Source organism: Maricaulis sp. D1M11, from assembly GCF_047308265.1.
GTDB lineage: Bacteria > Pseudomonadota > Alphaproteobacteria > Caulobacterales > Maricaulaceae > Maricaulis.
This window is the reverse complement of record NZ_JBKQWY010000002.1, coordinates 25,133-46,415: the sequence shown is the minus strand read 5'-3', so window position 1 is coordinate 46,415 and position 21,283 is coordinate 25,133. Positions and strand designations below refer to the sequence as shown.

Annotated in this window: 22 protein-coding genes; 14 read left to right on the top strand and 8 right to left on the bottom strand. The window is 61.5% G+C overall.

Annotation, left to right across the window (positions count from 1 at the left end; all coding sequences use genetic code 11):
• Positions 1-40: 40 nt before the first annotated feature.
• The 3 genes from RMQ97_RS04350 to RMQ97_RS04340 are packed head-to-tail and all read right to left on the bottom strand — an operon-like array spanning position 41 to position 2,741.
• On the bottom strand, positions 41-973 hold the full coding sequence (locus RMQ97_RS04350; RefSeq protein WP_413659628.1) for a site-specific tyrosine recombinase XerD: 933 nt from the start codon (positions 971-973) through the stop codon (positions 41-43).
• Between the two features lie 3 nt (positions 974-976).
• A complete protein-coding gene (locus RMQ97_RS04345; RefSeq protein ID WP_413659627.1) occupies positions 977-2,620 on the bottom strand; it encodes a hypothetical protein in 1,644 nt (547 codons plus the stop codon).
• A complete protein-coding gene (locus RMQ97_RS04340; RefSeq protein ID WP_413659626.1) occupies positions 2,601-2,741 on the bottom strand; it encodes a hypothetical protein in 141 nt (46 codons plus the stop codon). Before RMQ97_RS04340 ends, RMQ97_RS04345 begins: the two co-directional genes overlap by 20 nt.
• A 123-nt stretch (positions 2,742-2,864) precedes the next feature.
• Here RMQ97_RS04340 and RMQ97_RS04335 point away from each other — a divergent pair, with 123 nt between their 5' ends.
• The 3 genes from RMQ97_RS04335 to RMQ97_RS04325 are packed head-to-tail and all read left to right on the top strand — an operon-like array spanning position 2,865 to position 5,789.
• Positions 2,865-3,395, top strand: coding sequence for a shikimate kinase (locus RMQ97_RS04335; protein WP_413659625.1), 531 nt, complete (start codon positions 2,865-2,867; stop codon positions 3,393-3,395).
• On the top strand, positions 3,385-4,509 hold the full coding sequence (gene aroB, locus RMQ97_RS04330; RefSeq protein WP_413659624.1) for a 3-dehydroquinate synthase: 1,125 nt from the start codon (positions 3,385-3,387) through the stop codon (positions 4,507-4,509). Before RMQ97_RS04335 ends, aroB begins: the two co-directional genes overlap by 11 nt.
• On the top strand, positions 4,506-5,789 hold the full coding sequence (locus RMQ97_RS04325; RefSeq protein ID WP_413659623.1) for an HlyC/CorC family transporter: 1,284 nt from the start codon (positions 4,506-4,508) through the stop codon (positions 5,787-5,789). The genes aroB and RMQ97_RS04325 overlap by 4 nt, the downstream gene beginning before the upstream one ends.
• A gap of 10 nt (positions 5,790-5,799) precedes the next feature.
• Here the strand turns inward: RMQ97_RS04325 and RMQ97_RS04320 are convergent, their stop codons facing one another.
• Complete coding sequence (locus RMQ97_RS04320; protein WP_413659622.1) at positions 5,800-6,069, bottom strand: BolA family protein; 270 nt, start codon at positions 6,067-6,069, stop codon at positions 5,800-5,802.
• Positions 6,070-6,133: 64 nt separating this feature from the next.
• Here RMQ97_RS04320 and RMQ97_RS04315 point away from each other — a divergent pair, with 64 nt between their 5' ends.
• From RMQ97_RS04315 to RMQ97_RS04295, 5 genes are all read left to right on the top strand, one after another.
• Positions 6,134-6,748 (top strand): J domain-containing protein, encoded by a 615-nt coding sequence (locus RMQ97_RS04315; RefSeq protein ID WP_413659621.1) that lies wholly within the window; start codon positions 6,134-6,136, stop codon positions 6,746-6,748.
• Positions 6,749-6,872: 124 nt separating this feature from the next.
• A complete protein-coding gene (cobS, locus tag RMQ97_RS04310; RefSeq protein ID WP_413659620.1) occupies positions 6,873-7,850 on the top strand; it encodes a cobaltochelatase subunit CobS in 978 nt (325 codons plus the stop codon).
• A gap of 39 nt (positions 7,851-7,889) precedes the next feature.
• Positions 7,890-8,792: a histone deacetylase gene (locus tag RMQ97_RS04305; protein WP_413659619.1), complete on the top strand. Its 903-nt coding sequence runs from the start codon at positions 7,890-7,892 to the stop codon at positions 8,790-8,792.
• Positions 8,793-8,861: 69 nt separating this feature from the next.
• Positions 8,862-10,769: a cobaltochelatase subunit CobT gene (gene cobT / locus RMQ97_RS04300; protein ID WP_413659618.1), complete on the top strand. Its 1,908-nt coding sequence runs from the start codon at positions 8,862-8,864 to the stop codon at positions 10,767-10,769.
• A gap of 216 nt (positions 10,770-10,985) precedes the next feature.
• Positions 10,986-11,906, top strand: a complete 921-nt coding sequence (locus RMQ97_RS04295) for an esterase-like activity of phytase family protein (RefSeq protein WP_413659617.1) — start codon at positions 10,986-10,988, stop codon at positions 11,904-11,906.
• Here the strand turns inward: RMQ97_RS04295 and RMQ97_RS04290 are convergent.
• The 3 genes from RMQ97_RS04290 to rpmB all read right to left on the bottom strand — a co-directional run bounded on the left by RMQ97_RS04290 (position 11,903) and on the right by rpmB (position 14,633).
• Complete coding sequence (locus RMQ97_RS04290; protein ID WP_413659616.1) at positions 11,903-12,271, bottom strand: hypothetical protein; 369 nt, start codon at positions 12,269-12,271, stop codon at positions 11,903-11,905. The two genes, RMQ97_RS04295 and RMQ97_RS04290, sit on opposite strands and share 4 nt — an antisense overlap.
• Positions 12,272-12,355: 84 nt before the next feature.
• A complete protein-coding gene (locus tag RMQ97_RS04285; protein ID WP_413659615.1) occupies positions 12,356-14,197 on the bottom strand; it encodes an amidohydrolase in 1,842 nt (613 codons plus the stop codon).
• 151 nt (positions 14,198-14,348) lie between these two features.
• Positions 14,349-14,633 carry a 50S ribosomal protein L28 gene (gene rpmB, locus RMQ97_RS04280; RefSeq protein WP_413659614.1) on the bottom strand — a complete coding sequence of 95 codons (285 nt, stop codon included), beginning with the start codon at positions 14,631-14,633 and terminating at the stop codon, positions 14,349-14,351.
• Positions 14,634-14,842: 209 nt separating this feature from the next.
• Here rpmB and RMQ97_RS04275 point away from each other — a divergent pair, with 209 nt between their 5' ends.
• The 6 genes from RMQ97_RS04275 to RMQ97_RS04250 all read left to right on the top strand — a co-directional run bounded on the left by RMQ97_RS04275 (position 14,843) and on the right by RMQ97_RS04250 (position 20,576).
• Complete coding sequence (locus tag RMQ97_RS04275) at positions 14,843-15,670, top strand: DUF3108 domain-containing protein (RefSeq protein WP_413659613.1); 828 nt, start codon at positions 14,843-14,845, stop codon at positions 15,668-15,670.
• A gap of 61 nt (positions 15,671-15,731) precedes the next feature.
• Positions 15,732-18,641: a helicase-related protein gene (locus RMQ97_RS04270; RefSeq protein WP_413659612.1), complete on the top strand. Its 2,910-nt coding sequence runs from the start codon at positions 15,732-15,734 to the stop codon at positions 18,639-18,641.
• On the top strand, positions 18,638-18,961 hold the full coding sequence (locus tag RMQ97_RS04265) for an RNA-binding S4 domain-containing protein (protein ID WP_413659611.1): 324 nt from the start codon (positions 18,638-18,640) through the stop codon (positions 18,959-18,961). Before RMQ97_RS04270 ends, RMQ97_RS04265 begins: the two co-directional genes overlap by 4 nt.
• 13 nt (positions 18,962-18,974) lie before the next feature.
• Positions 18,975-19,424 carry a TerB family tellurite resistance protein gene (locus RMQ97_RS04260; protein WP_413659610.1) on the top strand — a complete coding sequence of 150 codons (450 nt, stop codon included), beginning with the start codon at positions 18,975-18,977 and terminating at the stop codon, positions 19,422-19,424.
• A 69-nt stretch (positions 19,425-19,493) separates the two neighbouring features.
• Positions 19,494-19,835 carry a ferredoxin FdxA gene (gene fdxA, locus RMQ97_RS04255; protein ID WP_413659609.1) on the top strand — a complete coding sequence of 114 codons (342 nt, stop codon included), beginning with the start codon at positions 19,494-19,496 and terminating at the stop codon, positions 19,833-19,835.
• A gap of 219 nt (positions 19,836-20,054) precedes the next feature.
• Positions 20,055-20,576 (top strand): CarD family transcriptional regulator, encoded by a 522-nt coding sequence (locus RMQ97_RS04250; protein ID WP_413659608.1) that lies wholly within the window; start codon positions 20,055-20,057, stop codon positions 20,574-20,576.
• A gap of 136 nt (positions 20,577-20,712) precedes the next feature.
• Here RMQ97_RS04250 and RMQ97_RS04245 read toward each other — a convergent pair whose 3' ends face one another.
• Positions 20,713-21,252, bottom strand: a complete 540-nt coding sequence (locus RMQ97_RS04245) for a GNAT family N-acetyltransferase (RefSeq protein ID WP_413659607.1) — start codon at positions 21,250-21,252, stop codon at positions 20,713-20,715.
• Positions 21,253-21,283: the final 31 nt, after the last annotated feature.

The following is a 21,283-nucleotide window of genomic DNA, read 5'->3' as shown; positions in this document are numbered from 1 at the left end:
CCGTGTCACAAGAGCGCCATACCTCTTCAACGCAGATCCGCTAACTATCGGGCTTCCGTGCGAGAGGGTGAGACAATTCAACCACCTGCTTCAGACGCTCGGCCAGGACATGCGTATAGATCTGTGTGGTCGAGACATCGGAATGCCCCAGAAGCATCTGGACGCTCCGTAAATCTGCACCGCGGGCGAGCAGATGCGTGGCAAAGGCATGCCTGAGAACGTGCGGCGATACCTTGTGCGCTGGCAGGCCCGCCACCTCCGCCAGCTCCTGCAGGATCTGGGCAAACCTCTCCCGCGTGAGGTGCCCGGCCTTGGCCGTCTTGGAGGGGAAGAGAAAACGTCGGGCCGGACCGACAGCCTTGGCCTTGGATGGCAGAAAACAGTCACGCACCCCTTTATAGGCAGCAACCGCATCCAGTGCGGCCGGTGTCAGGGGGACCAGACGTTCCTTGCCGCCCTTACCCGTGACATAGAGACAGCGTTCGGATGGCACGATGGCGGCAAGAGGCAGAGAGACAAGTTCACTCACCCGCAATCCGGCGGCGTACAGCAATTCCATCAGCGCCCGGTTTCGCAATCCCTCCTCACCCTCCTGCAGGCCGACCGCATCGAACAGGGCATCCACATCGCCTTCGCTGAGCACTTTGGGCAGGCTGCGCGCCTGGCGGGGCCCTCGCAGACTGGCCGCCGGATTATCGCCCCGACGCCCCTCCGTCATGAGGAAGCGATAGAAGCGCTTCATTGCAGACAAACGCCGGGCCGCCGTTGATGCAGCCAGACCATCCCGCCTGAATCCGAGCAGAACAGCTTCCAGATCCGCTGTCTGGGCGTCGACAAGGGCCATACCGGCCCCGGCAAGGCGCGCATTGATATCCTTCAGGTCGCGCTCATACGCGTCGAGCGTATGACGCGACGCCCCGCGTTCCGCTGCCATCATGTCGAGAAACAGGGCGATATCGCCGCTGACTGACATAATTTAACCGGCGGCGGAGATCAGACGATCCGTCACCAGGCGAAGAACATGCGCCCGCAGACCAGCCGCATCAAGCGTCTGAGCGATCCGACCCGCCGCATAGGGCGTCAAACCTTCAGCCTCGAGCATGACCCGCAGAGCCAGCAATACGGATTCTCCATCCGCTCCGGCGGCCGTGGCGGCTTCCATGGCCATCAGAGAAGGCGGAATACGCGTCGGTCGGGCATCGATAAGGTTGAGGCGATAATTGTCCGGCTGGCTCAGCCCCAGCGCGACCAGCATGGCAACATCCTGTGCACCCTGGCGCCCTGCCGCCTGCGGCCAGTCCTGGACAAGTGTATGCGTGCGGCTGAGATCGAGCTCATCGGCCGCAATGGCGATGATCAGATCGAGCTGATGAATGCGGGCCGGTGCCGGGCCCACCCAGGTTTCAGCTTGAACCGGGGCTGCAAACGCGTTTTCGACAATGGCCTCGGCGATCGGGTCCTCTGATGGGGAGATTTCCGGACCGTTTACCAGACCATTGCGCCAGGCCCGGGCTGTTTCGACATCACCTACGGCCAAAGCCGCCAGGGCAAAGCGATATCCCGCCTGCAAGGTATCGGTATTGATCGGCAGGCTTTGCACCTCGGCACCATAATAATGGGCTGCATCGAGAAAACGTCCGTCTTCGGCGGCATCCGAGAGCAAGTATTCCAGAGCCACGGCGGCAGCCTCACGGTCGCGCGGCTGGACCAGGACACTTTCCAGCAGGACGCGACGGGCCTCGCCCCGCTCGGCCTCGGCCAGCACCAGGGCGGCGGCTGGGTCCTGTGACGGGGTCAGCGGCGGCAGGCTGTCCTGCTCGAACAGGCGCGTCAGCCAGGCTGGAGCCGCTTCGGACAGATAGATTTCAGGGGTGGACCGGCCATCACCCGGCTGGTTGCGCGCCATGGACAGGGTCAGACCATTGCGCGGCGACGGCATGGTTTCCTCAATCACGCCGCCCAGGGTGAGACCGAACAGAAGCCGGTCAAAATCAGGGTCCGGGCTCTGGTCGCGGGCCAGGTCGGCCGACAATTCCGCACCGGCATTGAGCCCTTCCAGCGCCAAGCAATAGGCCCGAGCGCGCTGCCAGTAAGGTTGCTCACGCTCTTCGATCAAGGCTCGCGCCGTCCGGCAGGCCGTCGCATCCTGACGCAGGGCAAAGGCCAGCTCGGTATGCAACAAGGCCAGGTCCGGTCGCTCGTGAACATCCGGCGTCCGCTCAAGCAGATCAAAGGCGTCATGGGCTCCCCCCGATGCCAGGAGGCGATCAGCCCGCAGCCAGGCCAGATCATCATCACCGCGCCCACCGCGCGGAGGGCGCCCGCCGGAAACCAGGACGGCCCGGCTCAATTCAGCCAAAGCGGGGGCTTCATACTGGCCGCGACGGGCATCGGGCAGACCATCCAGCAGCAGGCGCAACATGTCGATGGATGTGCCTGACCACAGGGTGTCATCCAGTGCGGCATCCGACAGACGCACTTCCAGCGGATCCAGCGTGTCGAGGCTTTCGACCTCAATACTGCTCTGAGCCAATACCGACGTCGAGAAAAGAGCCGATGTTGAAACAAGGGCCAGACCGATGAGGCCGCCCCAGACGGATTTAGCGCGGGAATGTGTCATCAAGCTCGATCCGGACGGTTTCGGTTTGGGGGGAGAGGTTGTTGGCCAGAACCGCCAGGGCTCCGAACACACCCAGAATTATAGCCAAAAGAACGGCCAGGCCGATAATTGCGCCTCGCATACCTTACCCTTTCCTCAGCTGCGTCCCTGGGACACAAACCGTATCACACTGCATCGCGAATGCAGCCGCAAGCCTAACTCCGATTGCGGCGATTTCCAGACGCTTTATACCATTCCCATGTTGATGACCGAGCATTTGCAGCAATCTCTGGTCCTTATCGGGCCAATGGGCGTGGGAAAGACCACGATCGGCCGGCGCCTGGCGACCGCGCTGCGCTGTGTCTTTCGCGATTCGGACGAGGCGATCGAAACCGCCGCGGGACGATCTGTCTCCGATATCTTCAATGATTTTGGTGAAGCCGCCTTTCGCGATGGCGAGCGCAAGATCATCGCCCGCCTGCTGAGCGAGCCCCCGATGGTACTGGCCCTGGGAGGCGGGGCCTTCATGTCCGCGGAAACTCGCGCCCTGATCCGTCAACATGCGACCTCGATCTGGCTGGATGCAGACCTGGACACACTGATGAAGCGAGTCGGGCGCCGCGATACACGCCCACTCCTGCAGACCGATGATCCCCGGGCCGTTATGGCGAACCTTCTGGCCAAACGAAACCCGGTCTATGCCGAGGCCGATATCCATATCGACGCTGCAGGCAGTTCACACGAAGAGACCGTCAGGACCATCCTGGCCCAGCTGGAGCCATCCCATGACCGCTGATCTGTCGACCCCGAGCGCGACCCTCACCTTGAATGTGGGATTGGGCGAGCGCGCTTATGACATCCATGTGGGGCCCGATGCCTTGACCGCCGGATTGCCGGGAATTCAAGCCGCCTGTCCGCGTGGCCAGACCCTTATCGTCACGGATGAACATGTTGCTGAACGTCATCTCGAAAGGCTCCAGGCCCGCCTTGGCGAGGTTGGCATTCGGTCAACGGCCCTGATCCTGCCCCCCGGTGAAACCAGTAAGAGCTGGGAGATGCTGCAATTCCTGACCGAGGCCTTTCTGGATGCCGGTCTGGAGCGCAAGGACAGCGTGATCGCCCTGGGCGGCGGGGTGATCGGGGATCTGGTCGGTTTTGCGGCGGCCGTCGCTAAGCGCGGACTGGGTTTTGTCCAGATGCCAACCACGCTCCTGTCTCAGGTCGACAGCTCGGTGGGCGGCAAGACGGGAATCAATACCCGGCAGGGCAAGAACTTGGCCGGCGCCTTTCATCAACCGCGCCTGGTGGTTGCGGATGCGGGCTTCCTGTCCACCCTGCCTGATCGCGAGCTGAAATCAGGCTATGCCGAGATCGTCAAGGCGGCCCTGATCGGCGATGCCGATCTGTTTGACCGACTGGAAGCCCACGGCGCCTCGGTCACACAACCGGATATCCTGAAAACCGCCATTGCCGCCGCCATCGACTTCAAGGCCCGCATTGTCGAGGCTGATGAATACGAGGCGGGCAAGCGGGCCCTGCTCAATCTCGGTCACACCTTCGGGCACGCCTTCGAGGCCGACGCCCCCAAGGATGTCATTCGCCATGGCGAAGCTGTGGCTGCCGGCATGGGTCTGGCCTTTGAGTATTCCACCCGACTGGGCCTGTGTCCGGCGGAAGACACCGCTCGGGTGCGCGCCCATCTGCGCACCGTCGGCCTGCCGGATCATCCCAAAACCCTCGCTCATACCGACTGGTCGGCTGAGAGCCTGGTGGCGCGCATGCAGGACGACAAGAAGAATTCCGGCGGCGAGATCACCCTTATCCTCGCTCGTGGCATCGGAAACGCGTATATCGAGCCCAAGGCGGACCGCGCCGATTTGACCGACTTCCTGACCACGGAACTGACATGACACTCGACTGGAGCCTGATCACCCCCGCTCTCACCGTCATAGGCCTGCTCTGCCTGTCGGCCTTTTTTTCCGGGTCGGAAACCTCGCTGACCGCGACCTCCCGGGCGCGCATCCTGCAAATGGAGAAGGATGGCAATCTGTCTGCCGCGCGGGTCAATCGCCTCATCAGTGATGGTGAGGGTTTGCTGGGCTCGATCCTGCTGGGCAATAACCTGGTCAACATCGCCGCCTCGATGATTACAGGACAATTGTTCGAACGGCTGTTCGGCGGCAATTCCGTGCTCTGGGCAACACTGGTCATGACCATACTGGTTCTGGTCTTCGCAGAGGTCCTTCCAAAGACCTATGCGCTGTCCAACCCGGACCGCTTCGCCCTCACCGTCTCCCGGCCGATTTCCATTGTGGTCCGGGTCTTTGCTCCCATTGTCGGCGCTGTTCAGCTCATTGTCCGCGGTGTGCTGCGTCTGTTCGGAGCGACAGTTGTGGGTCCGGTGCTCTCCGCGCACGACGAGCTACGCGGCGCCATTGCGCTTCACCACGAAGAGGGGGCTGTGGTGAAGGACGACCGGGACATGCTGGGCGGGGTGCTCGATCTGCGTGAACTGACGGTTGATGACATTATGGTCCACCGCAAATCCATTGTGATGATCGATGCTGACCAGCCCGCAGAAACCATTATCGCGGAAGCCCTGGGCAGTCCGCACACCCGATTGCCGCTCTACCGGGATGATGTGGAGAATATCGTCGGCATTTTGCATGCCCGCGACCTCGCCCGCGCTCTGTTGGAAGCCGGTGGCGATGCCCGCCAGGTCCAGATCGATGCGGTCAAGCGCGAGCCCTGGTTTGTGCCCGAAACCACCGAGGTCCAGGACCAGCTCAACGCCTTCCGTGAAAAACGCGAACACTTTGCTCTGGTCGTGGACGAGTATGGCGCCCTGATGGGGCTGGTAACTCTGGAAGACATTCTTGAGGAGATTGTCGGCACCATCGAGGACGAACACGACATCACCGTGGAGGGCATGCGCCAGGAGGCCGATGGATGCTGGATCGTCGATGGCGTTGTGCCGATTCGCGATCTCAATCGTGCCCTCGACTGGGAATTACCTGACGAGGAAGCCGTCACCATTGCCGGTCTTGTTATTCATGAAGCGAGAACCATTCCGGAAACCGGCCAGGTCTTTCGCTTTCACGGTGTGCGGTTTGAGGTCATCGAACGCCGCCGCAACCAGATCACCCAGCTCAAGGTGAGCTTGCAACAGGAACCGGACGCGAACGAGTAGGGCTCGGCGATTACTCTCCCGGCGCGCGCGCCTTGATGGCCAGGGCATGGATCGGTCCCGCCAGTTCATCGGCGAGGATGGTATTGATCAACCGGTGGCGACCCACCCGGCTCTCGCGTGCAAAACGCTCCGCCACGATATCCACAGTAAAATGGCTTTCCCCACCGGGGCGTGCGCCCGCGTGACCGGCATGCAAATGACTGTCATCGGTCACCGTTAGGCTGTCGGGCTGTAGTTCATCTTGCAGCTTGGCCTCGATCTGATCGCGCACAGTCCCCATTTTACACCTTCCTTCACAGAGCTTTCATTGCCGCTTTACCCGGCACCCGCCATAATTGGTCATTATGTCAGACGATTTCCACTACACACCACGGTTCAAGGACATCCGTATCAAACCGCCCGGCGACGAACCGGCGCCGGAAGAGCGTGTGTGCGAGTGGCCGGGCTGTCGCAAGGCGGGGGACTGCAAAGCTCCCAAATCGAATGATCGGCTGAATGATTTCTACTGGTTCTGCCAGACCCATGCCGGTGAATACAATCGGTCATGGAATTTCTTCGAAGGCATGAGCGAAAGCGCGGCGCAGACCTATCGTGAGAGCGCGGCCTATGGCCATCGACCGACCTGGTCCTGGCGCAACACCCACGGCGCGAACGCACAGGCTGCAAAAGCGGCCAAGGATTTCAAACAGGGTTTCTCCGACCCGTTCGACCTGTTCGGCGACAGGGGCGAGCCCGCCAAGGAAGCCCCCCGGGAGAAATCCATGGGCCGGCTGCAATCCAAGGCCCTGGAAACCATGGCGCTCGATGCCGATGCCACCTCCAGCCAGGTTCGCAAGCGCTACGCCGAACTGGTTAAACGCTTCCATCCTGACGCCAATGGCGGGGACCGCTCCTCCGAGGAACAATTGGGCCGCGTGATCGCCGCCTATCAAATCCTCAAGAATGCGGGCATGGCCTGACACGCCTTGAATTTGGCCATTCGCCGCAGTTCCCAATCTTGCCGCAAGGCATGGCGTGCGATACCTCAGACTCTACCAGTTCCCAAACGCGGCCAGCCGCCTCCCCAGATAAAAGACCGGTTCCATGAGCGACAGCTTCCCCCTCGACGCCCCTGACATGATCGCCGACACCCAGGCGCTGTTCGGATTTGATGCTGGTTTCGAGGTGAAGATGTTCTCCAAACGGGACGCGCACACGCCGGACATTGATCCAGACTATGTGTTCGATCCGGCGACAACACGCGCCATTCTGGCCGGTTTTTCCCGCAATCGCCGCGTCATGGTTCAAGGCTATCACGGAACCGGAAAGTCCACCCACATCGAACAGGTCGCCGCGCGCCTGAACTGGCCGATGGTGCGGGTCAATCTCGACAGCCATGTCAGCCGGATCGACATGGTGGGCAAGGACGCGATTGTCCTCAAGGACGGCAAACAGGTCACGGAATTCCAGGAAGGCATCCTGCCCTGGGCCCTTCAGCGTCCTGTCGCGCTGTTGTTCGACGAATATGATGCCGGTCGTCCGGACGTCATGTTCGTCATCCAGCGTGTTCTGGAAGCCTCCGGCTCGCTCACCCTGCTGGACCAGACCAAGGTCATCAAGCCCCACGCCTTTTTCCGTCTGTTCGCCACGACCAATACAATTGGCCTGGGCGATACGACCGGCCTCTATCACGGCACGCAACAGATCAACCAGGGTCAGATGGACCGCTGGTCGATCGTGTCCACGCTCAACTATCTGCCGACCGAGACAGAAAACACCATTATCGCATCGAAAATGAAGGATCTGGCGGCCAGCGAGGGCGGCAACCAGACCATCACCGACATGGTGAAGGTGGCGGATCTGACCCGCGAGGCCTTCATCAATGGTGACATCTCCACCGTGATGAGCCCGCGCACCGTGCTGACCTGGGCGGAGAATACCGAGATTTTCGGCGATCTTGGTCTGGCCTTCCGGCTCACCTTCCTCAACAAGTGCGACGAGCTGGAACGCCCTGTCATCGCAGAGATGTATCAGCGTGTCTTTGGTGAAAACCTGCCGGAAGCGCCGGTCAAAGCCGAATAGGCTCTGTCTCACGCCAGTATCCGCTCTAGATCGTCGGACATGAAGGTCTTTTACTCCGACACCTATCCGCTACCGCTGCCGGACACGCACCGCTTCCCGGGCACCAAGTATCGGCTGTTGCGCGACGCACTGGTCCAGGGCGGTGTGGTGCGCACCGACCAGATGCAGGTCTCACCGCTGATCGAGCGCGAAGACCTTCTGCGCGCCCATGACGCCGATTACATCAGCGCGTTCGAAACCGGCACCCTTAATGAAAAGGCTATTCGGCGCATCGGTTTTCCCTGGTCGCCGGAGCTGGTCTTGCGCACGGCAGCGTCAGCCGGAGGCGCTCTGGCCGCCGCGCGCTCCGCACTTGAAACCGGACTCTCGGGACAATTGGCGGGCGGAACCCACCACGCGCACCGCGATTTCGGGTTGGGATACTGCATCTATAATGATTTCGCGATTGCCGCGCTGACCCTCATTGAAACCGGGCGTGTGCGCCGGGTGGCAATTATCGATCTCGATGTGCATCAAGGCGATGGCAATGCGGCCATCCTGGGTGAACACCCTGCCGTGTTTGTCTTCTCCATGCATGGCGAAAAGAACTTTCCCTTCCGCAAGACCGTCAGCGATCTCGACATCCCCTTGGCCGACGGGCTTGCTGACGAGGCCTATCTCGACGCCCTGGACAGCGCGCTGCCCCAGGTCTTCGCCTTTGCCCCCGACCTCGTCCTCTACCAGAGCGGTGTAGACGGGCTGGCCGAGGATACGCTGGGTCGACTGAACCTGACCCATGCGGGTCTGATGGCCCGTGACCGCCGTGTTCTGGGAGAATGCCACGCCCGCGGCATTCCGGTTTCAATGGGAATTGGTGGCGGCTATGCGGATCCGATCGAGGCCACGGTTCTAGCCTATGTCAACACCTATCGTGTGGCGCGTGACCTCTATGCATTCGCGTAAGCCCTGCATGCTGTATTGCGCGCGGTTTTGCCTCTCGCAATCGCCGGGCAATTGGCTAGTTTACATCGCATGAGCCAGCCCAATGATCCCCAGGACGCCTTCAAGCGCGCCTTGAGCGCCACCACTCGTGCGATCGCCGAAGACGGCGAGCTGGATATCCGTTTTGGCGGCGAAGTCGCCGGCCTCAGCGGCGGAAGCATGGTGCTGCCCAATCCCGGTCAGGACCCGTCCCCGGAAGCGGCGGCCATTATCCGCGGACGCGCTGATGCCTTGGCCTTGCGCCTGTCCCATCATGATGAGGGCGAGCATGTGCGTGCCCTGCCGCCCGGCGCGACGGCCCGCGCCATTTTTCACGCCGCCGAACAGGCCCGGGTGGAAGGTCTGGGGGCCCAGGCCATGCGGGGCACAGCCGATAATCTCGACGCCGCCCTTGTGCATCGCTGCAAGCAAAAGGGCTGGCAGCGTGTGGAGGATCGCCAGGCGGCCCCCATGGAGGAGGCGCTCGCGCTGATGATCCGCGAACGCCTGACCGGTCGGCCTGCCCCGCTCGAAGCGGCAGGCCTGATGGAGCTCTGGCGAGAGGGCCTGGAAAACCGGGCGGGCCTGTCGCTCGACGCCCTGGCCGGCAATGCCGAGGACCAGCAAGCCTTTGCGGAAGCGCTTCGCACGGTGATCCACGATCTCGATCTCTCTGACGAGCTTGGCGGCGATCCCGAAGAGAGCGAAAACCCCGATGATGACGACGAGGGCGTGGATCGCGAACAGCGCACCGGGGATGAGGAAACAGATCCCGAACAGGACCCCGGCGAACAGCCCGACACACCGGAGGCGGAAGGCTCGGCCTCGGATGATCAGGAAGTCGACGCCGACAGTGATGACAGCGAGACCCGCGTCGATGCCATGGATGATGAGGGTGCCGCCCAGACCATGATGCGGCCCAACTGGCGCCCGGGTGATGAGAGCCAGGCCAAGGCATATCGCGTATTCACACGCGAATTTGACGAAACCCTGCCGGCGGAAGAGCTGTGCGACCCGGAAGAAATGGCGCGTCTGCGCCAGTATCTCGACGGCACCCTGAAAGGTCTCGACCCGGTAGTGGGGCGTCTGGCCAACCGCCTACAGCGTCGTTTGCTGGCCCAGCAGGAACGCGCCTGGAAGTTTGATCTGGAAGAAGGCGTGCTCGATGGCTCGCGCCTCGCCCGCGTGATTGCCGATCCCACCTTGCCATTGTCCTATAAGCAGGAAAGCGACACGGAATTCCGTGATACCATCGTCACCCTGTTGCTCGACAATTCCGGCTCTATGCGCGGTCGTCCGATCACCGTCGCCGCCGCCTGTGCAGATATTCTGGCGCGCACGTTGGAACGTTGCAGTGTGAAGACCGAGATCCTCGGCTTTACCACCAAGGCCTGGAAAGGTGGGAAGTCGCGGGAAAAATGGCTCGCCGAGGGCAAGAGCCCCAATCCTGGCCGACTCAATGATCTGCGCCACATCATCTACAAGGGGGCCGATACGCCCTGGCGTCGCGCCCGCGTCAATCTGGGCCTGATGATGCGCGAGGGCATCCTCAAGGAAAACATCGATGGCGAAGCCCTGATGTGGGCCTGGAAACGCCTCGCCACCCGCCCGGAACAGCGCCGCATCCTGATGGTCATCTCCGATGGCGCACCCGTGGATGACGGCACCCAGTCTGCTAATTCAGCCGGGTATCTGGAACGCCATCTGCGCGAGACCATTGCCGCCATCGAGACCCGATCCGACATCCAGCTGCTGGCAATCGGCATCGGGCATGATGTCACCCGCTGGTACAAGCGCGCCGTGACCATCAATGATGTCGACCAGCTGGGTGGCGCCATGACCGACCAGCTCGCCGCCTTGTTTGATGAAAACGGCCCCACCAAGCCGGGCTTCACGGCGACAGGTACGCCCTCTCCTTTGCGCCGGATCGATTTTTCCAGCATCGCTGGCCGGGTTTAATCTCGCCTCTCTCATCCGCGCGCGCTAGACAGTGTCCATCCGCCCAGGATGGGCACAAGTGAGACGAGGTGTGTAATGCGCGGTGGGTGTGGCACTGTATCGGGCCGTGTGTGTCTGAGTGTGATTTTGGGCCTGACGCTGAGCGCCTGTTCCGCACCCCCTTCGACGTCGCGATCAAATCCAGCATCGACCTCGTCGTCGGTCGACACACGGCCCATGCCCAGACACAGCACGCCGGTCGCGCTTTATGACACGGCCTCAGCTACCTCGGACTCCGGCATGACCTCGCTGGATGAGCTGTCGACAGGACGTCTTGTCTATCGCGGTGGTCTGCATCTGAGCCATGAGGATCCGCGTTTTGGCGGTCTTTCGGCTATCCATCTCGATACAACCGGTTCGCGCTTCCTGGCTGTCTCTGATCGCGCAGTCTGGGTTCAAGGCGACCTGGAATGGACCGCTGGCCGACTGACCGGCGCACAGATCACGGACCTCGCGCCCCTGCTCGCGCCCGATGGCACGCCCTTTGAGGGGGAAGCCCGCGACAGCGAGGCCCTTGCCGATCTGGGGGATGGATTGTTTGCGGTGTCCTTCGAGCGCCAGCACCGGATCGCGCTCTACACTCTGGGTGCGGATTGGAGCCGGACCGGGACGCCCGCACGGCCACACCCGGCTCCGCCTGGTGCTGACCGTTATGAAAACAATGGCGGCATGGAAGGCCTGACGCGATTACCCCACGGGCGTTTGCTGGCCGGTGTCGAACGTGCCGTGAATGGCGAACGGCAGCTGGCCCTGCTGGACAATACCCAGTGGCGCGATGTTCGCATGAGCGCTGAGCCGGGTTACGGGCTGACAGCCCTGGCGACCCATCGCGATCATGTCTACGCGCTTGAACGGTTCTGGCGGCGCGATGTGGGCAATCGGATCCGCATCCTGCGTTTCCCGACCGCTGCCCTGGACGGCGCCGGCGTGATCGAACCCGAACGTCTCGGTGAATTGGAGGCGGGTATGGCGGTGGATAATTTTGAAGGTCTCGCCATTCTAGAACGAGACGGGGAAACCCTGCTCATCCTTGTGTCTGACGATAATTTCAGCGCCAATCAGCGCACGCTCATGCTGGCCTTCGCGCTAACCCCTTAAAACGCGCCAGCCAGCAGGATGCCACCGATCGGGATGAACAACACCCAGGACAGATGTTTGCCCCGGCTGAGGACCAGCGCAATCAGTGCGGCAATCAGAAAGCTGACGCCAAACACGCCCATCACCAGACGGTCAAAACTGATCGCGCTGACGACCTGGGCGACCAGGATCACCGCCAGAGCGAACCAGAACAGGGTTAGCATGTGCCACCCAGCGCGCAGGGTTATACGGCTCATGGCGATATCGCCCAGAATGACCGGCAGGTCTGATCGCGCGACAATCGGCGCAATGAGGCGTCGCCCCCCGATCAAGGAATGAAACAGACCGACCAGAACCAGCAGGACCGCCGCAATCAGATTGAGCATGATGATCTCCTTTACGGGCCGTATTAGCGCGAAACTGGCGAAAACGGGCGGATAGGCGTCATTCGCGCGACACGCCGTCGCAGTTTACTGCGGCGATGCGTGAAACCGTTCGGAGTGGGCGTAGACAATCTCGCCGCCCACAACGGTCATCCAGGGTGTCACTGTGAGGATCTCGGCCTCGGATATTGTCATGATGTCGTCGGAGAAAATCGTGAAATCCGCACGCTTGCCAACACTGATCGTGCCCAACTCTTCCTCGCGGAATGAGGCATAGGCCGGCCAGGCCGTGAAGAGTTTCAGCGCGTCCGCGCGAGAGAGGGCTTCATCGGCCCGCCAGTTCTCGCCCTGAAAGCCGGACAAGTCAGCCCGTGCCACGGCGGCATAAAACTCGATGCGTGGATCCCCACGCTCAACCGGGGCATCGGATCCGCCGGTCAGGTGAACACCGGCGTCCAGCAGGGATTGCCAGGCATAGGCCCCGTCCAGACGTGCATCCCCCAACCGGTCGGGCGCAAAGTGCAGATCTCCGATCGCATGCGAGGGCTGCATGGAAGCGATAACGCCAAGCTCTGCAAAACGCGGGATATCATCGGGCTGTACGATCTGGGTGTGTTCATCGCGCCAGCGGTGATCGGGTAGTGCGCGCTCATCGGCCGGGACCTGGGCCAGAGCCTCCTCGACCCAGTTCAACAGCAGGCGATTGCCGCGATCGCCGATAGCATGCACATTCATTTGCACGCCCGAGCGCAGGGCGTCAGTAAAGACACCAATGGTTTCATCCGCTTCCGACAGCATCAGCCCCCGGGTCTGCGGCGCATCGCTATAGGGTTCGATCAGGGCTGCCCCTCGCGAACCCAGCGCACCATCCATATAGAGCTTGACCGCGCGGGTGATGGCCAGACCATCACCGGCCACACGCGGAGCCGCTTGGGCCAGAGCGCCATACCCGTCCGGATTGACCGAGACATAGACCCGCAGGGGCAAATCACCCGTCTCTGCCAGGCGTTCAATCATCTCGACATCAGCCCACGGGACCGACATGTCGTGCCCCCCGGTCCAGCCGACAGAGTTGAGTGTCGCAGCACCGGTCAGATAGGCCTGCGCCCGAGCCTCTCCGGTTGGCTGGGCGACCAGGGCCTGGACAGGATACATGGCCGTGTCGATCAACATGCCGGTCGGTTCACCCTCCCCGTCGCGCAGGATGTCGCCGCCCTCCGGCGCTTCGGACCGGGCGGAAATCGACGCCGCCTCCAAAGCCGCGCTATTGGCGACAAGGGCATGACCATCCGCGCGCACCAACACCACTTGCTGATCGGGAGCGACGGCATCCAGGTCCTCACGCGTCGGGAAGCGCGCCTCAGGCCAGTGCGTCTCGATCCAGCCTCGGCCAAACAGCACATCGCCTGCATCCAGACCCTCTGCCGCCTCGGCGACCCGCGTCTGCAGATCCGCGATCGAGGTTGTGCCTTCCAGATTCAGCGTCATTTCCCGAAGCCCGACGCCGAGCACATGCACATGGCTATCGGTGAAACCGGGATACATCGCACCGCCATTGAGATCGACCAGCCGGGTTTGAGGCCCGAACCAGACCTCGGCTCCCGCAGCAGCACCCCGATAGATAATACGGCCCTCATGGGTCGCGACGGCCTCGACCACCGGCTGACGATCATCCGCAGTGTAGATTGGCCCGCCCCAGTAGATCACCGATGCGGCGGGAATCCCCCCTGAACCATTCAAGGTGGATTCGCGCGCTGCGGCGCCCGCGAACCCTGAAGACCCGGGTGATTCGGCTGGGTTCGTTTGAGCACCTCGCGTGTCCGCCTCGCCCGCCTCAGGCTGGAGAGATCCCTCACCCGCGGGTGAACAGGCCAGAACAGCCAGGCAAGGCAGGGCGAATACGCCTCTGCGTACATAGGACGTGAACATGTCTCTCTCCCCGTGCCGGGTCTGTGTCACAAGACACCAGGCACCTCTCTTCCGTCTTCGGACAGAGACTAGAACGCATGCCGGATATTACAAACAACAAGGCCCGCATCTTGCGATACGGGCCTCGTCAAAAGTCTGTGCCGGGTCGGACTTAAGCAGCCAGAGCCTTTTTCAGATCGCGTTTGATCTTCATTGCACGATCAGACAGCTTCTCGTCACGGGCCTTCATGAGGAAAGCATCGAGACCGCCGACATGGTCGACACTGCGCAGAGCCTTGGCGGCCACGCGGAGTTTGAAGCTACGACCCAGCTTTTCAGAAGCCAGGGTCACATCGCACAGGTTCGGCAGATAACGGCGACGAGTCTTGTTGTGGGCATGGGACACATTGTTCCCCGTCATCACACCCGTGCCGGTCAATTCGCAGCGACGCGCCATAGTCGCACCTTTCAAAAACTTCAATTCCATACACGCTGGGCCTTGCGACCAGCGCGAGAGCGGGCGAAATAACGGAGTGGAAGGGTCCCGTCAAGCTTTGGCCGTTCATCTTGCAGCGGCAATGGCCGTGTTATTGCAGTTGCAGGCTGAGGGGTTCAACGGCAAAACAGGGCGGATACGCTCTGGATCCGAAGGAGAAAACAGGCGTTATGAGTAAGAAGGCCCTTGGTTTATCTACCACTTTATCTGCTGCCCTCATCGGGTTGGCAATCTCGACACCCACGGGTGCTGACACGGATGAGGCCGCGATTGCACAAACTGCAGCGCCTCTGACCGTCAATGTGTCCTATGCCGGGTCGGTGATGATCTTCCAGGTCGCCGATATCTCGGTCAGCAGTCAATTTCACGATGACACCTATCAGGCCGCGGCTCGTTTGACGACAGCGGGGATCGCAGCCCTGTTCTCCGACGCCGATATCGAAGCCGGGGTCAGCGGTTACCGTACGGGTCCGACTCTGCAGCCCTATCGCTACAGCCATCTCAATCACGCCTCCAACAAGGGCCGGATTGTCGGCATCGACTTTCCAGATGGCGTGGCCGTGCCCGACGTCAATCCGCCCTTCGGATCCATGGGAGAACCCCCTGCCACCGATGAAGAGCGGCAAGGCGCGACAGATCCCCTGACCGCGCTGTTGTCGGCGGGCCTGGGTGCGGTCGCAGGCCAGGACCATCCCTGCGAAGGCCGACTCCCGGTCTTTGATGGCAAGGCCCGCTATAATCTGCGTTTCGAGGATGGCGGGTATGATTCGATCCGCACGCGGGGCTGGCGCGGCGAGGCCGTGGTCTGTCGCATCTATTACGAACCAATCTCGGGTTATGATGAAGACGAATATCCCTCCGATAGCGATGTCGCTGAACCCATCGTGATGTGGCTCGCCCCCTTGGCCGAGGGTGAAATTCATGTTCCGGTCAAGATCCGCGCCAATTCCGGTTTTGGCGGCATCACCGTCACGGCGCGTCATCTGAGCGTCAACTAGACCCGACCCACACTTTCTCAGCCCGGCGCCGACAGGATCGATGCCGGGCTGGAGCCTGCCCATGTCCTCTTCCAACCAGACCCTGACTGCCGTGCTCGGCCCGACCAATACGGGCAAGACCCATCTGGCCGTGGAACGCATGCTGGCGCGCGGATCGGGGATTATGGGTTTACCCCTGCGGCTTTTGGCCCGGGAGATTTATGACCGGGTCGTCGCTGCGAAAGGGGCAAAAGCCGCTGCGCTGGTGACCGGGGAAGAAAAGATCATCCCCCCAACAGCGCGTTATTTCATCTGCACCACCGAGGCGATGCCGGTCAGCCGCCGCTTTGACTTTGTGGGGCTGGACGAAATCCAGCTTGCCGGGGATCACGAGCGCGGCCACGTGTTCACAGATCGCCTCCTGCACTGTCGCGGAACGCAGGAGACCATGTTCATGGGCTCTGCGACAATGACCAGCCAGGTGCGTCACCTGACGCCGGACTTCCACCACGAAAACCGCGAACGCTTCTCCCAGCTGACCTATGCGGGGCCGTCCAAGCTGACCCGGCTACCGCGCCGCTCTGCCATCATCGCCTTCTCCGCTGAGCGTGTGTACGCCATCGCCGAGCTTGTGCGACGTCGTCGCGGCGGCGCAGCCGTTGTGATGGGCGGCCTATCTCCGCGCACCCGCAACGCACAGGTCGGGCTCTATCAGTCCGGAGAGGTAGATTTTCTCATCGCCACGGATGCGATCGGCATGGGGCTGAACATGGATGTCGACCATGTCGCCTTTGCCGATACCAAGAAGTTTGATGGTCGCCGTTTTCGTACGCTCACAGCGGCAGAGCTCGGCCAAATCGCCGGACGCGCCGGTCGTTTTCGAACCGATGGCACGTTTGGTGAGACTGCCGATGCCCGCCCGCTGACACCGGACATGGTCGAGGCGGTCGAACATCACCGATTTGCACCCGTCCAGAAACTGCAATGGCGTAATCCCCTGCTCGACGAGAGTTCGATCCGGGCGCTGCAACACTCCCTGACCCGTCCGCCGCCGGACAAAAGCCTGGAGCGTGTTCGCGAAGCGATTGACGAGCTGACACTCAACGAACTCGCCCGCGATGCCGATGTGCGCGACCGTCTCACCTCGCGCGGCCTGGTGGCGCGTCTGTGGGATACCTGCCGGCTGCCCGATTTCCGCAAGGCCACAGTGGATGCCCACGCCCGGCTGGTGAAGACGCTCTACATGCACCTCACCGAAGGGAATGGCTTGTTGCCGCATGAATTTTTACACGGCCAACTGGCCAAGCTCGACAAGATGTCTGGGGACGTGGATGCCCTGGCCGCTCGCCTGTCACATGTTCGAACATGGGCATATGCGGCCAACAGGGCTGACTGGACGAGCGATCCGGTTTATTGGCAAGGTCGGACACGGGATCTGGAAGACAGGCTGTCAGACGCCCTGCATGAACGTTTGATCCAGCGTTTTGTCGATCGCCGCACCTCGGCCCTGGTCAAGGGGCTACGCGGAGAACGGGATATGCTGGCCGGCGTGAATGCCGCCGGTGAGGTGACAGTTGAAGGCCATTATCTCGGCCGCCTGGAGGGGCTGGTCTTCAAGCCCGATGTCAGAGGTAAGGAGTTGGAAGCGAGAATGCTGAAATCCGCTGCGTTCAAGGCCCTGCGGCCGGAGGTCAATCAACGTCTCGGCGAGATCGCCGAAATACCCGCCAGTGATCTGAAACTGGCCCAGACCGGCATGATCGAATGGCAGGATTTTGTCATCGCTCGCCTGGTTCCCGGGCCGGACACCCTGAAACCGGGTGTGAAACTGGTCGGTGGCGAGCTGGGCGCCGGACCGGCGATCAAGGCTGCAGAGACCGGTCTGGAGACCTGGATTCGCACCCGGGTCGAAGACGTGCTGGCGCCCTTGCTGGCTCTCAAGGCAGCCGCAGACGACCTCGATGTGCCCGGCTCGGCCCGTGGCCTCGCCTTTCGCCTGTTTGAAGCCGGCGGTGCTCTGCCACGTCACGAGATCGCCGATGAAGTGAAAGCGCTGGGCCCGCCCGAACGCTCAGCCCTGCGCAAGGCCGGAGTGCGTTTTGGCGAACACGCCATATTCCTACCGGCCATGCTCAAACCGGCCGCGGCCGAGCTCAATGCCATTCTGCGCGACTTCAATGCCCCTGATCGCGGCACGGACGAACCGGTGTGGATGCCGGCTCCTGGCCTGACCTCGATCGTCAATGACCGCGCCCGAAGCCGTCCTGATTATGTCGCGCGCGGTTTTTACCCCTGTGGGCCCCGCGCCATCCGTCTGGACATGCTGGAACGCCTCGCGGACATGATCCGGGATGCGCGGCAGAGCGAAGGTGAGATGGCCGGCAAGTTTGAGCTGAGCGCCGGTATGAACGGCCTGCTGGGCTGCTCGGTTGAAGATTTACGGGGCGTTCTCTCTTCCCTGCGTTATCGTTGCATCAAGAAGGGCGAGGATCCGGAAAAAGCCGCCGGCGAGATCTGGGGCATGCGTAAGCGCCGCCCCGATCAGCCGCGTCGCAAGCCCGATGACGGCCGGGGCGAGACCCGGGGGGCACGGTCCGACCGCGGCGAGAGAAACGAGCGCAATGATCGTCGGGGTGGTCCCAAACGGGAAGGTCGCAAACCGCGCCCGACCTCGCGCGATGTGATTGCGCCAGAGCCCGTTGACATGGAGTCCTCCCCGTTCGCGGCACTCGCCGAACTCAAACTGGCCACCCCCGAACCGGCCCCCAAAAAACGCAAACGTCGCAAGCCCAAGAAGAAACCGGCCGAGACCGCCAGCCCGATGACCCAGGGGGACGGTGACACACCGATCGTGACATCGCCCGAGCCCGCTATGGAATCACAACGTCCGGCGGCTGATGACACCCCGGTTGAACCTCAAACACCCGAAACCGTGTCATCGGAAACCACGAACAGCGAGACCGAGACCAGCCCGCACACCTCCTCGTCATGAGCGACGAGATCCGGCTGGATATCTGGTTATGGCGTGCGCGTTTTTTCAAAACCCGCACTCTGGCTGCCGGTTTTGTCCAGAACGGACGGGTACGCCTGACCCATCGGGGGCAAACGCGCAGGATTTCCAAACCGGCCACGCCTGTGCGACCGGGCGATTATTTGACCTTGCCCCTGAAGCAGGGAATGCTCGACCTAGAAGTGATCGAGCTAGGGCAGCGCCGAGGCCCGGCCGAGGAAGCCCGTCAGCTCTATGCCATTCGAGACCCGGCCGCGACGTTAGACAGGGCGACGATTAACAAGACAACGACGGACACGTGACGGAGACCTGCGGATGAAACGCCTGATCCAGACCCTCTTTGGCAAGGCCGACCATAGCCCGTCACCTGAAACGGATCCGCATGTCGCCGCCGCCGCGCTGTTGGTGGAGGCCGCTCTTGTGGACGGGGTCTATGCAGACAGCGAACAGGCAGAAATCCTGAGTATCCTGCAGGACGCCTTTGCCATGGAGGAAAGCAGGGCCCAGGCCGTTCTCGACGAAGCGGAGACCCTGGCTGAACACGCCGTGGATCACTTTCGCTTTACCAAAGTGGTTAAATCCTGCCTGCCCGAGACGGAACGGGTCGCTCTGGTCGAACATTTGTTTGCGGTCGCTCTGGCTGACGGTCATCGCTCGGCCATCGAAGAGAGCTTTGTCCGACGCATTGCTCCGCTGTTGGCGGTGGATGACCGACAGCGCGCCTTTGCCCGTTCACGTGCAGAAGCCAAGGTCAGAGGTCATTGACAAATCCGTTCAGGCGGACCATCTCCCCGCCGGATAGGTTTGTCCCAAGACGTCCCGGAAAACGGCCCCATGACTTATATCGTTACTGATGCTTGTGTTCGCTGCAAATACACGGATTGTGTCGAGGTTTGCCCCGTAGACTGTTTCTACGAAGGCGAGAACTTCCTCGTCATTCATCCCGACGAGTGCATCGACTGTGGCGTCTGTGAGCCGGAATGCCCGGTTGAGGCGATCAAACCCGACACTGAGGACGACAAGGACGGCAAATGGCTCGCTGTGAATTCCAAATTTGCAGAGATCTGGCCGAACATCACCGTGCGCAAGGACCCGCTTCCTGAGGCCGAGGAATTTGCGGACAAAACGAACAAGTTCGACGCGCATTTCTCCGAGAAGCCGGGCGCGGGTGATTAGCGCAAACGCGTTAAACCTTCCTTGCGATTTGATATTTCCGGTAAATTGTGGTAGGCATACCACACCGTAGGGCAGTGCAGTTGGCGCTGCCCGCTTTTCATTTGTGGTGTGCGTGCCCTTGCAATTGCCGATCCTGACGCCGCCGTCCCGGCGGATCTCTACGCCAGATCGTCCCGCTGCGCTGTGCCACCCGCAGAAAAGCCCGATGAGAGAGCATCGATGACCAAAAAGACTGCCAACGAAAACGTGACATTCAAAAAGGGTGATTTCATCGTCTATCCGGCCCACGGGGTAGGGCAGGTCACCGGCGTGGAGAAAGACACCGTCGCCGGGTTCGACATCGAAGTTTATGTCATTACCTTCGAGCAGGATAAGATGACTCTGCGCGTTCCGACAGCCAAAGCCACTGCCTCCGGCATGCGCCCGCTGTCCAGCGACAAGATTGTCAAGGACGCGCTGAAAACGCTCAAAGGCAAGGCTCGCGTCAAGCGCACCATGTGGAGCCGACGTGCCCAGGAATATGAAGCCAAGATCAATTCCGGCGATCTGATCATGATCGCTGAAGTGGTCCGCGACCTGCACCGTGCTGAAGACCAGCCGGAGCAGTCCTATTCTGAACGCCAGCTCTATGAGTCCGCACTGGATCGCATGATCCGCGAACTCGCTGCTGTTGAAAATATCGAGCACGAAAAAGCCAAGGAAATGCTGGACGCATCCCTTCTGGCCAAGGCTGCAGCCTGACGCTCAGACATTTCATGACTGCCAAACGCCCGGTGCCCTGTGCATCGGGCGTTTTGCTTTCAGCGCTGGAGTTTTCCGGGTCGGGGCGACCGATACCGGTAATTACGTCGACTGGCATCTGCGCCCGACCTCTCGCCTAGAGATATTTATACATCAACGTCGTGGCGTGGTGCCCATCACCCAGCGGATTAAGGGCATAATCGGGGATAATTCCGGCGATCTCATAGCCCATCGCCGCATAGAGCGTTTCAGCGCCCTCACCTTGCCGCGTATCCATTGTCATGAGCGTACGCCCGGCCTGGACGGCGGCCTGTTCCGCCGCGGCAACCAGTGCACGCGCCAGACCGCGCCGCCGTGCCCAGGGCGCGACCATCAGCTTGGCCAGCTCGGCCCGGTGTGGCTGGTTGTCCGGCATGCTCAGTATCAGCTGGATTGTACCGGCCGGCCGCGCCTGCCCATCCTCTTCCACACAGGCCACCCAAAGAAGTCGATCACCGCATTCCATCGCGGAACACACATCGAGCGCCCAGAAAGACCGAGCCTGAGTTTGACTGACCGGGTGAACAAAGCCGATCGCCCCGCCGGCCTCCACCGTCGCTCGCAAGATCTCCGACAGCGGAACAAGGGCTTGTCGAACATCGTTCACATTCAGTTGATCGATCTGAATTTGATCCATTATTTCATCGTCTAAATTGAAAATTCCCGAC